Origin of the sequence: Hirschia litorea, assembly GCF_042665075.1 — a bacterium.
Lineage (GTDB): Bacteria > Pseudomonadota > Alphaproteobacteria > Caulobacterales > Hyphomonadaceae > Hirschia > Hirschia litorea.
On record NZ_JBHTBR010000007.1, the window covers coordinates 20,520 to 33,637 of the forward strand.

The 13,118-nt window shown below is 44.5% G+C and carries 9 protein-coding genes; 8 read left to right on the forward strand and 1 reads right to left on the reverse strand.

Going from position 1 to position 13,118, the window contains the following annotated elements; translation table 11 throughout:
• Positions 1-42 precede the first annotated feature (42 nt).
• The 7 genes from ACFQS8_RS14530 (at position 43) to ACFQS8_RS14560 (ending at position 9,173) form a co-directional block, all read left to right on the forward strand.
• Positions 43-591, forward strand: a complete 549-nt coding sequence (locus ACFQS8_RS14530; RefSeq protein WP_382168683.1) for a hypothetical protein — start codon at positions 43-45, stop codon at positions 589-591.
• A gap of 36 nt (positions 592-627) precedes the next feature.
• Complete coding sequence (locus ACFQS8_RS14535; RefSeq protein WP_382168685.1) at positions 628-1,461, forward strand: ThuA domain-containing protein; 834 nt, start codon at positions 628-630, stop codon at positions 1,459-1,461.
• A gap of 277 nt (positions 1,462-1,738) precedes the next feature.
• Positions 1,739-2,880, forward strand: a protein-coding gene (locus ACFQS8_RS14540) for an IS3 family transposase (RefSeq protein ID WP_382168687.1) whose coding sequence is annotated in 2 segments (ribosomal slippage) — positions 1,739-2,003 and positions 2,003-2,880 — 1,143 coding nt in all. Because the reading frame shifts where the segments join, the coding sequence is not laid out codon by codon here.
• A 680-nt stretch (positions 2,881-3,560) separates the two neighbouring features.
• Positions 3,561-4,178, forward strand: coding sequence for an RNA polymerase sigma factor (locus ACFQS8_RS14545; RefSeq protein WP_382168689.1), 618 nt, complete (start codon positions 3,561-3,563; stop codon positions 4,176-4,178).
• 6 nt (positions 4,179-4,184) lie between these two features.
• Positions 4,185-5,210, forward strand: a complete 1,026-nt coding sequence (locus ACFQS8_RS14550; protein ID WP_382168691.1) for a FecR family protein — start codon at positions 4,185-4,187, stop codon at positions 5,208-5,210.
• 157 nt (positions 5,211-5,367) lie between these two features.
• The gene (locus ACFQS8_RS14555) at positions 5,368-8,262 is read left to right on the forward strand and encodes a TonB-dependent receptor (protein WP_382168693.1); all 2,895 of its coding nucleotides are present in this window, start codon (positions 5,368-5,370) and stop codon (positions 8,260-8,262) included.
• Between the two features lie 11 nt (positions 8,263-8,273).
• A complete protein-coding gene (locus ACFQS8_RS14560) occupies positions 8,274-9,173 on the forward strand; it encodes a hypothetical protein (protein WP_382168694.1) in 900 nt (299 codons plus the stop codon).
• A gap of 150 nt (positions 9,174-9,323) precedes the next feature.
• On the opposite strand, the gene ACFQS8_RS14565 is transcribed toward ACFQS8_RS14560, so the two are convergent.
• Positions 9,324-10,580, reverse strand: a complete 1,257-nt coding sequence (locus ACFQS8_RS14565; RefSeq protein ID WP_382168696.1) for a helix-turn-helix domain-containing protein — start codon at positions 10,578-10,580, stop codon at positions 9,324-9,326.
• Between the two features lie 226 nt (positions 10,581-10,806).
• Here ACFQS8_RS14565 and ACFQS8_RS14570 point away from each other — a divergent pair, with 226 nt between their 5' ends.
• Entirely contained in the window at positions 10,807-12,738 is a 1,932-nt protein-coding gene (locus ACFQS8_RS14570; protein WP_382168698.1) for a sulfatase-like hydrolase/transferase, read from the forward strand.
• The last annotated feature ends 380 nt before the right edge of the window (positions 12,739-13,118 follow it).

Sequence of the window (13,118 nt, forward strand, 5' to 3'; positions counted from 1 at the left end):
CGAGACATGAGGCTGTGTGGCGCAAGAGGAGTAGTGTGTGGATTGGCGTTGAGTGTAATCGTCGAGAGTGGCTTGCCGGTTAACGCTCAACCTTCAGCGGCTGAATTAGAGTATATCGCTGAATTGAATGCTGTTTTGCCGGGGGAGTTGCTGAATAATCCCGCAGCCCCTGAGTATAAAGCTAACGGAGCGGACTTTAAAACAAAGACTGTGAAGACAGATAAAATAGCTGGAGGTGTTGCCTATCAGGTGCGTGTAAAGCGTAACCAGAGCAATCTGTGGGATGTTGCGGTGCATAGCGGTGTTTATCGCCCTGTTGTGAAGGGCAATAAATTGCTCTTAGCTTTTTGGGCGCGTTCATCCAATGAATCTGTCGAAAATATTCAAGTACGTGTTCAAGAAAGTGGGGAGCCATATGGGGCAGCTCTTGAAGGTCAGATCAGCATCGGGCCGGAGTGGGCGTTATATGAAATTAAGGGTAGTGCTCAAATGGGTTTAGGCGCTGAATCTTGTGTTGTTTCATTTAACGTTGGTGGATCAAAAAAGATGATAGAATTAGGGCAGTTCTTTTTGATTGATCAGGGAAGGTAGGCAGATATGAAGCGGCTCAATCTTTTAGGAGTTGGCGTGAGTTTTCTTGTTTTGATTTCGGGATGTGCGCAGCGAGAAGGGGTTGATGAGTTGTATGATGAGCGACCGCCGGAGATTACAGAATATATGAAAGCGCCTTCGGTGTTGGTGTTTTCGAAAACAATGGGATGGCGTCACAATGAGGGAATTGCAGGTGCAGACTTATTCTTTGCAAAGCTAAGTGAAGAAAGGGGTTATGGATTATTCACCACGTCGAATGGGGCCGTATTTAACGGGGATGATTTGGCTAAGTTTGATGTTGTCGTCTTTAATAATGTGTCGGGAGAGGTACTCAATACTTCGCAACGCGAGGCTTTTAAGGTGTGGTTGTTAGCGGGTGGTGGGTGGATTGGACTTCACGGTTCAGGAGCGGAGAGGCTTGGTAGCTGGGATTGGTATCATGACGCGCTTATTGGGGCTGATTTTATCGGTCATATTATGGCCCCCCAAATCCAAAATGCAAAAATCCATACATTGGTGGAGGCGCACCCAGTTCTAGAAGGTGTGCAAAGCGGTTGGGAGGTGGCGGATGAGTGGTATAGCTTCGATAAAGTGCCCGATCAGTCTCGTTTTAAGCTTCTGCTAGGATTGGATGAGGGGAGTTATTCCCCCCAAAATACGGTGGTTGATCGGTGGCCGGAAAATTTAGAAATGGGTGACCTTCCCGAGCAGCACCCTATCGCGTGGGCGTCGTGTCATGGGGCGGGGAGGGCGGTGTATTCTGCTATAGGGCATGGGTACGAAAATTATGAAAATAATAACTACGCTTTGTTTATGAAAAACGCGTTTGACTGGGTTGCGGGTACGGCAAATAAATCTGACTGCCCTTGAGTTTTTTGGATCTGCAATATGCGTTGGGGTGGCTTAATTAATCATGATTTACCGAAAGTGGTGTCCATCGTTATCTGTCCTTTATTTGTAGATTTATCGCGTTTTTGAGTGCTCTGCTTGACAGGTTTTGCTGTGAACGGTAAATAATAGAGACATCGTTGTCGTAATGGTTTTCGTCTCCCACGAAACTATTCTTCTATTTGAGTGTTGTGGTCTGCTTCCTAAAAAGTGGTCCAGGTATTGAATTAGATCTGGCTTCAATGAAGGAAGCTAGAAAATGGCCCGTAAGAAACATACAGCCGAAGAAATTATTTCACATCTAAGAGAAGTTGAGGTTCGCACATCTCAAGGCCAATCCATGGGACAAGCCGTTCGTGCAATAGGTGTGACAGAACAAACCTATTATCGCTGGCGCAAAGAGTATGGCGGCTTGAAAATGGATCAAGCCAAACGTCTGAAAGAGTTGGAGAAAGAGAACCAGCGCCTTCGCCGCGCTGTATCCGATCTAACGATCGATAAGATGATCCTTGCTGAAGCAGCAAAGGGAAACTTCTAAGCCCTTCTCGACGCCGCGCCTGTGTCGATCATGTTATCAGTGAACTTGGCATTTCTGAACGTCAGGCTTGCCGCGTGATCGGCCAGCACAGGTCCACACATCGTAAGAAACCGATTGGCAGGTATGATGAAAGTGCGCTTACGCGCGCTATCATCAAACTTGCGGAGCAATATGGTCGTTATGGTTATCGACGTATCACAGCTCTACTTAATCGAGATGGCTGGCATGTAAACGTCAAGCGTGTGTACCGGATCTGGCGACGAGAGGGGCTGAAAGTCCCGACAAAACAACCTAAACGTGGTCGTTTATGGCTAAATGACGGATCATGTGTTCGCCTACGCCCAGAATGCCAAGGTCATGTCTGGTCATATGATTTTGTTCAGGATCGTACACATGATGGTAAAATCTATCGCATGTTATGTGTGATAGATGAGTTCACACGTGAATGCTTGGCGATACGCGTGGAACGACGGCTAAACTCCAAAATCGTTTTAGAAGTATTGGCCGATCTATTTGTGAAATATGGGCCTCCAGATCACATTCGATCAGACAATGGCTCCGAATTTATAGCAACTGAACTACGTGAGTGGTTAGAGCGTCTAGATGTCAAAACACTCTATATCGCTCCAGGGTCACCTTGGGAGAACGGTTATTGTGAGAGCTTCAATTCCAAACTTCGAGATGAGTTTCTAAACCGAGAAATACTATATTCCTTAAAGGAGGCCCAAACGCTTATTGAATGGTGGCGACAACATTACAATATCCTTCGACCTCATTCGTCTCTGGGATATAAGCCACCAGCACCACAAACCATCTTGCCAAAACAAACTCAATGGCAATACCTTAAAACCACTCCAACATGATGTTGGTCAATTAAATGCCGGATCTAACTTAGTAAGTGGATCACCTAAATGGGGCAGACCACCTTCTGCCGGTTTGTTTATTAGTCGCAGTCACTTTATCCTATATTATTGCTCGTTTTATCGACCCACCAGTCCGCAAATGGTTGAGTCGAAACCTGTTTGCTCCTCCTCCATTGGCTGCAACAAAATTGGGTTAAATCACGATAATGAGCGCTGTGAAATTTGGTTGAATTTTATAAGCATTAGAAGTGATGAGGGGTATTTATAGCTGAGCGGTAATCTGGCGCGCTTCATTCAAATTGCTTAACCGAAGCAGAGACCTAATCTATCCCGTCCAATCCGCGCGGCTTCATGTGTGTAACAATTCCCTGCTTACGTAGCGAGCCTTCCACTTTTGTAAGCAAGCGTGGGAGCGGGACATGCTTCCTCACGGCTGATTTGACTGCCGTAGACTGCAAGACCGCGTGATAGTGGTGTCAGGCAAAAGCTGACCGGTCTTTGATACATCAAGGGGTGTTATTTTTAAGCTCACGAATATTTGTCGTGATGACAGTTTTATTAAATTTATATTTTGACCTTGCCAAGCAATGCTTCGCCTAACATTACGCGACGGTAAAAGGGTGCGATTTTCTCTACCGACATTTGTAGAAGTGATGTGCTGTATTGGATGTGAAAATATAATGCGGAAAACAAATAGCGATACGCAAAAGATTGTACATTTGGATACATACAAAGCTGTGCATCGTGTAAATTCCAATGTCGATATAGAAGGAATGAAAAGCCCTGCTACCATTGATAGATTGTATCGAGAGCATTGGGGGAAGCTCTGCAATCGGTTGCGACGCGTATTTGGTGATGGGCCCCCAGACCCTGAAGATTTAGCTCAGCAAGCATTTGAAAAATTGATAGAAAAAAACAATTCCGAAGATATTAAAATGCCCGGAGCATATTTATTCCGCCTTGGAATGAATGTCGGATTAGACGTAAAACGCAAGAATATGCGCGCGCGTAAATATCTCGAACAAGAAATTGTTTTGATTGATGAAAAAAATCTGCAAAATTTGACGCCTTTAAACGTCTTAGAAGAGAGCGAGAAATTATCCAAGATAAAAGAGGCGATTTCTCAACTTCCAGCTCGGCAGAAAGACGTGCTTTTGAGAAGTCGATTTAAAGGTCAAACTTATTTGGAAATAAGCAAAATTTTGAAATGTAGCCAGGCTAGTGTCTCTCGTGATTTAGCGCGTGCTCTAAATAATTTAAAACGGTTTTTGGCCGAAAATGAAGATGGTCGGAAATAAATATAAATGACTGTTATTGATAGTAAAAAAGATAAAACGACAGAGGATATTGCGCAAGAATGGTTTCTGCTAATCAATTCTGGAAGTGCAAGTGAGCAACAATATCGCGCACTAGATCAATGGCTTGAGCAAGACATTAAACATAAACAAGCGTTTGAGAGTATTCGTGCTCTATGGATGAGCCTTGATCTTGTCGAGGATATCGAGAGCTTCCTTCCTGTAGAGCCGGAGGAAGCTCCGAGAAGGGGGGCTGCTAATTGGCTGATGGGTGCGCGTGCCATGACAGCAGCTGCTTTCCTAATAGGGTGTGGTGTTATAATTTCCACGGGCTCTTTGTTTGATGGGTTTGGCAATGAAGAGACTGAGAGTCTGAATGCTACCGCAGGGGCAGTTTTACAATTTGCGACACTTACAGGAAAAATTCAAAACATTGAGCTTGAGGATGGGTCGCTTGTAAAACTCGATGCAGAGTCTGAGTTGACTGTTACGTTTAGTGACAAAAAGCGATATGTGAATCTACTAAAAGGCCGCGCTTTTTTTGATGTCGCAAAAGATGAAGCTAGGCCCTTTATTGTCGATACGGGTGAAAATCTTGTGACAGTTAAGGGAACTGCATTTGATATACGTAAGAGCGTGAATGATGTGAGGGTTTCAGTTCTGGAAGGGGTCGTGGATGTGTCTAAAGCCAAAGACCCTAGCAATGAAATCTTGGTTCAATTATTGCCTGGCAAACAGATGCTCGCAAAAATAGATGGTTCACTCAAAGAAGTACGCTCATTTGATAAGGACAAACAGACGGGATGGACAAAAGGGCATTTGTCGTTTTCTCAAGCGCGTCTGGAAGATATCATAATTGATGCAAACAAATATCGAGATAATAAGATTGTATTATCTGAGCAGAGCATTGGCGACTTATTATTCACCACTTCATTCGACATAGAACAGTCGGACCAAATGCTTGAAGGGGTTGTATATGTGCATGGATTAGAGGTCGCCAATTATGAAGACGTAACTATTTTGTCGCGTAAATAGGGTGATCTTCTACTTCTAAGTATTGTGAATATGAAGCTTTGGTGAAACAGACTAATGGCCTGCAAAAACTGAAACACCCCAGCGTCTTTTGAATGTCCGTAAGCTTGCAAACTGAATTTGCGGGTAGGCGGAGATGCAATGGATGAGGGTATTTCATATGACGATGTCAGGTAAAATTCGGGCGGGATTATTTTCTGCTATTTCGCTTGTAAGTTTGGTGCAAGCAGAGAGCGCTTATGCGCAGACTGAAAGCAAGGTGTCTTTTAACATTGAACGCCAGTCGCTTGCAGAGGCTTTAACTGCATTCTCAGAGCAATCTGGTGTGACACTGGTGGCTTCAGCAGATTTAACAGCTGGCAAACAATCCAAAGGGCTTTCCGGTGTTCATACTCCAGAAGACGGTCTGAACGAATTGCTGGATGGTGCCGGACTTTCTCTAAAGCGCAGCCCAAGTGGTCTATTCATGGTTGTTGAGGATACAGCACCTGCCAAGCCTGCGCCTCAAACCAAGCCTGCGACCAAGCAGGACGTTGATAAGAGTGCATCTCTCAACTCAACACAACGCCGTGACACTATCATTGTGTACGGGCAGGCACTATCCCAAGCGCGTTCAATTGAAACAAAGCGTAATTCAGATATTATTCTGGATGCTATTGCGCAAGATGATATCGGGCGTTTACCTGATTTGAACATCGCCCAGACGCTTGTGCGCATTCCGGGGGCAGCAGTTCAAAATGACCAAGGTGAAGCGCGTTTCCCTATTATTCGTGGATTAAATGCAACTTATAACCGCACGACAATTGATGGCGGTATTGTTGCGTCTCCAGAGCGAGGTGGTTTGGGACGTGCTGTGCCTCTGGACCTCATTCCTGCGTCTCTTGTATCGCGTATCGAAGTACAAAAATCCATCACACCAAATCTGGATCACAATGCTATTGGCGGGACAATCAACCTTGTAACGCGCAGTGCGTTTGATGATTCAACACCGTTTCTTGTAGGCGGCGTTTACCTTGGAGATTATGAGCAAGCCGGCAAGGGAACGACACTAGATGGTGATGATAAAAAGACAACATGGCGTGCGAATTTAGCGGCAGGCAGTCGTTTTGGTCCAAATGATCAATTCGGAGCGGTGCTTGGTTTGGATTATTCCATACTGAACTTCAACATCCCACAAATTGAAGTAGATGACGCTGATTACACGGAGTTTGATGATCTAGGCGTTAATGTTGGCCTCGGTAATGGAAATGGTCTTGTTGTACCGACAAATACACGGCAGTTTTTTTACAATAATGTGCGTGAACGAATTGGCGTCGTTGCAAAAGGTGAGTGGCAGCCAAGCGATGCATTTCAGGCTGAAATCGCTCTATCTTACAATGAATATAATGATGACGAACGCCGCGACGAGCAGATTTATGAATTAGGCACGGGCGGTGGTTCAAACCAACCAGCTCAGATTACCAATCAAACAGCGACAAGCGGTGTTACAGATACAGGTTACAACAAAATCGGGATTGGCCGCTTCGTGTTGGATCGTGAAATTATCAATCTGCGTTCTGCCGCTGAATGGCGTTTTGCTCCGGGATGGGAGTTGGATGTACAAGCTGTATACACGACCGCTGAACTTTCAAACCCAGAAGTGACAGAAGGGTTTTCGACTGACACGAGTTTTGGGGCACGTTATGATACGTCTTCATTTTTTAACTCGGTTCAACCACTTGATCCGGTCGCGTTTTACGATGCTGAAAATTATGCCTTTCAAAACCGAGGTGTATTGGATCGTTTCGCCGACGATGAAATTCAAGAATATTCAGCAGACTTGAATTGGGATGCGCCAGCTCTTGCGGATTGGAAGTTTGCAACAGGTGTATTGTTTCGCACGAGTGAAAAAACAGAAGGTTTTACATTTGAGCGGTTTATTGCGGATACAGGGTTCAACTACACATTAGCGTTGGTCAATGAGGCTTCGCTTCGAGAAGTTGACTATCAGGGGGGCTATAGTTTCCCGCAACGTATTTCTATTGAGGCTTCTGATGCAATAGCCCAAAGTGGGAACCTTGTAAGCTCATTCACAACAATGAGTGGCTCAACAGCAAGTGAGGAGACATCCGCAGCATATTTAATGGGTACGTGGGATCGCGGGCCATTTAATGTAACGGGTGGGTTGCGCTTTGAGCAAACCGAGTTTGAGGGTTTGCCGCAAGGTGGTGAGGTTGTGTCAGGTGAGTATTCTGATGTGCTTCCATCTATCAATATGCGTTATAATGTACGTGACGATGTGGTGATCCGCGCAGCGGCTTCTCGTACATTGGGGCGTCCAAATTTAAACCTGATGACCCAAGGTGTGTCTATCAATACAGCGGACAATACCATCTCTCGGTCTAACCCTGACCTAAAGCCACGTAGTTCAACTAACTTTGATGTATCCGCTGAATGGTATATCGGAGACGGTATTTTGGCGGCGGGCGTATTCTATAAGGATATAGCAGACGAGATTTTCACACTTACAACTGCTGGGCCTGTCACCGTTGATGGTGTTACTTATGACGCGCTTACGCAGCCGGAAAATGCTGAGAGTGCGGAGATATTCGGCTTTGAGGCCCAATATCAGCAGACTTTTGGTTTCTTGCCAGCGCCGTGGAATGGTCTTGGTGTAGCGGCAAACATGACTTTATTGGACACTGAATTTACTGTGCCATTGGCGGATGGTTCAAGTCGTGTGACAGGTTTTTTCCAGCAACCTGATAATGCGTACAATCTAACTGCATTTTATGCCACAGAAGTGTTCGAGATGCGTGCCAGCTATAATTTCACGGATACATTCATCGATACGATTAGTGCGAATAATATCAATGCAGATGAGTATTGGGATTCGCGTGAGCAGGTTGATTTACAAGCGCGTTTCAACATCAATTCAAATATGACTTTGGTAGGGGAAGTTCAAAACCTGACTGGTTCTGGGCGGCGTGAACTCACAGGGCCAGACGCATTGTACCTGCAAGAAGATGCCGTCTTTGGGCGTACGCTTTGGCTCGGGCTAACAGCGAGTTTCTAATGAGGATAACAATGTTAGGTTTTAAGCCTCTTATGGTGGTGGGTGCGATGATCGCACTCACCATTTCGCCGGCGTTTGCAGAACTAAAGTATAAGGAAATTCCTGTATATGAAGCGCCAAAGCCAATTGTATTGGATGCTAAGCTTGTGGGAAGTTGGGATGCAGTTGAGGCGCGTCAGGGCGCAGCAGGTGATAGCAAATCAATTTACGCGATCGTTAATCATGTCATTGGACGCTATGATAAGATTAGCAAAGAACTGCAAGCACGCTGGATCGGGCCACGTAAAGGTCTGATACGCCATCTTAATTCATGTTTGATCGAGGGGAAGCGCTTAGTGTGTGCGAACTCCAATCATCCTGAAGTGCCTATGGGTAGTTCAATTGAAGTGTTTGATGCGCTTAGTCTCGAGCATATTGATAGCCATAGTTTAGGGCTGATGGATGAAGGGTCGTTGGTCTGGTTTGACCATTATCAAGGCGGCTGGATTGTTGGATTTGCACATTATAATGATGAAACAGGACTACCATTTAAGACTAATGCCTATGCTGGTGTGCACACCTATGATGCATCGTGGCGGCGAACGGGCGGTTGGATGCTTCCCAATACGCTTGTCAGTTTAATGGCCCCTCAGGCTGCGTCAGGTGGTGCTTTGGGCCAAGACGGCTTTTTGTATATGATGGGGCATGATCGCAAAGAAATGTATGTTTTAGCGAAGCCAACAATGGGGCCTAAGCTTATTCATATTGCAACAATAAATATAGAGGCTGAAGGCCAAGCTTTTGCGTTTGACCCTAATGAGGCTCGAATTGTTTATGCTATTTCGCGCCCCAATGCTCAGGTGCGAGCCTTTGAGTTACCACAAATGCCTGAAGGTATTTTAAAAGGTATTGATGCAACCCCTTTTAAGTGAAAAGGGTAAATACACAAAGCTCCCGAGAATAATTTCTTGGGGGCTTTATTTGCCAGTCCCAATGTGGTGAGGGCGGGGCGTATTTATACCGATTTTTAAGGTTGTCATGGGCAAAGTGTCCAGAATGAATGGAGTGTTCGTACTCGATATTTAGCGAGACGGATCTTCTATGTTTTGCCGACCGATAACATCAGTTTGATATATTAACTCAGCTTTAACATCAGAACGATCAATACCCATAACTTCAAAAACTGCGGCAAGATCAGTCCAATCATTTTTGGTATTTCCAATCGTTGAATAACTATCATTACTCGTAGCAAATCTGACCATTCGTGCCAGTGACGTATCTTGGATAGATCCAAAAGTAACAACCCTATTGCCGTTTTCGCCAGTGTGTTGGGTAAACAAACCATAGTCTTTATGTACTTCTGAGGCTTTGCCGATTTGTTTAAATTCTTGATCGGTGGTTGTGAGAGTGAAGCCACCATAATTCTCTTGGAAATCTACAGGTAGGCCTCGATAGATCGGCTCCATATTCTGTTGCGTACGAAATTGACCGACAAAAATAATATTCTTATTGCGGATATCATTCGCCGTCACTTCAGAAGCTATTTTATACTCCAGGGGACGAGCATTATTGTATTTTTCTGTCAGAATAGACACTGCATTTAGCGTTCCTCGAGACACAAAATGAATGGAATCTGGATACCTATTTATGACGTCATGTGATGACGACTGCGAATTGGCAATAAACTGGGTAAATTGTGCATACGTGTCCATATACAGATTATATATCACACGCGTTGTTTCTTTAACGCCCGTATCTTCTACATAGAAAAAGGTATCGCCAGAAACGATCAATATCGGCATTTCATTTTCAAGAAGAGAGCTCCAGAACAAGTTGTCAGAACTCTGCAAAGTTTTTTGATCGGTTTTGCTAAATAATTCCAACGAGATCACTGCCAACAATGCACCTATCAGAAAAGCTGAGAATAATTGAGTGCTTTTGAAAGAGAACCACGAGGAGATCAGTCGGCTATTATCACCCCTCTCGGAATGCTGTTCAGTTTGTGAAATTACTGATGGTTTTGACAATTCGATTGAGTATCCCCCGTGAGGGATGGAAAGTTGATAGTCCGATTGGTTTTTGGGTTGGGAGTAATAAGCAATAAGCTTGTTTCGTAGGTTATGAATGTAAACGCGAGTTGAGGAATCTGTTGGTGAAGACGTCCCAGTCTTTCCAAACACATCTTGTGCTATTTCTATTTCCTTGGGGGAAGTTGCGTTGTTTTCAGATGCACGATTTGCAAGGTATAGAAGTAGGTCTTTGTAAGTTCGAGCTTTTCCAACTCCACCATTCTGGATGACTCTTTCCGCTTCTTTTATAATCTGAGATGCGTCATCCATAAATCACCTGTTATAAACAAATTTTTACACCAAAACTAACTGTTTTTACGTGGATTTTTCAATGGTCTTCTATCCAGTATTCCACAAAACAACACGTACCCCGAGTTAATCCTGCCTAAAGAATACCTGCAACTCTAGGCCTAAACTTGATTAATTGAAGAGTGTCGATGTGTGTTGTTGTTCGTTTTGCGTCTTGAAACGAAAGACATAGAAATAGGTGGAAGCTATGAAAACAATCTTTGGCACATGCCTCGCAAGCCTTCTTGCTCTTGTAATCTCGCCCCTGAGCTTTGCTGAACAAGAAAATAGCCAACCAAATATTTTGTGGATTGTCACTGATGATCATCGCCCTGATTCAATTCGGGCTTACAATCAGGCAATGACAGGACAAAGCGAGAGTCCTTTAGGGTATGTCTCATCTCCTGTTACTGACAAACTGATCGCTGAGGGAGTGCTCTTTACACAAGCTTACAATCAGTCACCAGCGTGTGGACCATCAAGAGCTTCCATGCATACTGGTCGTTACCCTTTCAGAAGCGGCAAATACGCTTGGGAAGCGATGCACCAAGAAGTAGACATCTCACGCCCCACACTTTCTCAAACAATGCGTGAGGCAGGATATGGTACGGCTCTCATCGGCAAATCTCACCACGGTGTATCTAAATTCCGGCAGAACTCTCCAGAAGATATTCAACAAAGACGTGAAAACAATAAAACGCTCCGTTCAGATATTTTTGATTTCGAATTGGATTTTAGTCGTGATCTGGAACGAAATGGCATCGGTGATCTCGTTTCAACAGGCGCTTATGGATTGAAGGATGGCGTGTTGCTGCGCAAAGATTCCACAGAAACGATTTTCTATCCTACCGGTGAAGTAAAAGAATATGTGCTCACCAAAGAAGATCGCCTCCTCACCGAAGAAGAAACTGCAATTAAAGCGGAAGTGGAAAAAGAGTTCGATATTCTGCGTGCGTATACCCGGATAAACACAGGCTTAATATTGGGTGGAGAAAACCCCAGGCCTGCGGGAGAAACGATAGATGCAAGCATTGTAAAGGAGTTCAAAAACCATCTTTCTCATGCCGGCAAAAGCTATAAAACTTTGTGGGGTAAAGAGGTGGAAGGCGCAAATAACGATAAGCCATTATTTGTGAATTTAGGCTTTCACCTCCCGCACACGCCTGTTCTTCCTCCTAAGAAATTCCGCGATCAATTCAAAAACAAGAAATATAAAATACCTGCATTTGATACTGAAGAATTGTCCACATGGCCTGGTCAACTCCTTCAAACTTACAATGAATCCAAGACCGATGCGATGAAGGATAACGAAAAGCTTCAGGCTATTCGAGATTATTATGCTTTCACAGCGTATGGAGATGCATTGATTGGTGAAGCAGTTGAAGCCTTCAAAGAATATTCTGAAAAACAAGAGAGAGAATGGCTGATTGTTTACACCGTCGGAGATCATGGGTGGCACCTCGGAGAGCAAGGTATAATGGCCAAGTTTGGTCCTTGGAAGCAATCGCTAAATGGGGCTGTCATTGTTGTCTCCTCCGACAAAAAGAGCTGGCCTGCCGGCAAAATTATCGACGAATTCGTCGAATACGTCGATTTTGCGCCCACATTTTTCTCAGCTGCCGGAGAAGATGTTGAAAAGCCAGAATATGAATATCTTGATGGTTTAGATCTGGCGGAAGTTCTAAATGATTCCAATACTGAAAGAGATTACATCCTCGGTGAAATGAATTTAGTTCATGGCCATCGTGCTTTCATGCGCACTAAGCATTTTGCTTTTTCAATGCGCACGCGCAACCGTAGAACGATCGCCGCCTCTCCAAGCTTGAACGATAATGTGCTTTGGGCTCTGGAAACCGACCCTATGAATGTGGACTTGGCTTTATACGATTTAAGGGCGGACCCTTTAGAACGCAAAAATGTCGCCTACACACAAGAATATCTACCGCTTTCTTTGTGGTTCCGAGAAAAGCTAGGAAAGATTGTGTTGGGGGATGGTCGCGCCGAAGTAGATTGGAGCAAAGCAAACAGCTACAATATAAGTCGTTTTGCAGGCGGTGCCGATGACAAAAAAATTGACATTCCCGCAGAGATTATTCCGGAGGTGAATGAAAATTGGAATCCTAGACCGTTAAACTACTAGGAAATGGAGTGCTCCAATGAAACTGATGAACATTATGTGAGGTGGCGGATGTAGGACTTCTTTTCTAAGTCTGACACGCAATGATTTGTTGTAAACTCTCTGTCTGTTGAAACTAATTCATGCAGAAGACTATCCACTTTTTTCGTCGAGTGCGGGGACCTAGCGCGCATTGTTGTGGCTGATTTGATGGTCGCGGGTGAAGTCTAAAAGTATCGGAAGGTAGGGGTTTCCTGCTTCCAACGTGGTGCAAACTGGATAAGTTCGAAATCGGCGGCGGAATCAGACAAAGCCTGCAACGTCTCAGCTTCCTCTGCTAAGGTTAGTTGGTAATTTTTTTAATTATTCTGCAATTTATATAGCGGGTTTTGTTTTGCGTTCCG

What these genes read in the sequence shown, in the direction of transcription:
- ACFQS8_RS14545 (WP_382168689.1), top strand. Translation starts at nt 3,561, where the DNA reads ATGCGGAAAACAAATAGCGATACGCAAAAGATTGTACATTTGGATACA.
- ACFQS8_RS14550 (WP_382168691.1), top strand. Translation starts at nt 4,185, where the DNA reads ATGACTGTTATTGATAGTAAAAAAGATAAAACGACAGAGGATATTGCG.
- ACFQS8_RS14555 (WP_382168693.1), top strand. Translation starts at nt 5,368, where the DNA reads ATGACGATGTCAGGTAAAATTCGGGCGGGATTATTTTCTGCTATTTCG.
- ACFQS8_RS14560 (WP_382168694.1), top strand. Translation starts at nt 8,274, where the DNA reads ATGTTAGGTTTTAAGCCTCTTATGGTGGTGGGTGCGATGATCGCACTC.
- ACFQS8_RS14565 (WP_382168696.1), bottom strand. Translation starts at nt 10,580, where the DNA reads ATGGATGACGCATCTCAGATTATAAAAGAAGCGGAAAGAGTCATCCAG.
- ACFQS8_RS14570 (WP_382168698.1), top strand. Translation starts at nt 10,807, where the DNA reads ATGAAAACAATCTTTGGCACATGCCTCGCAAGCCTTCTTGCTCTTGTA.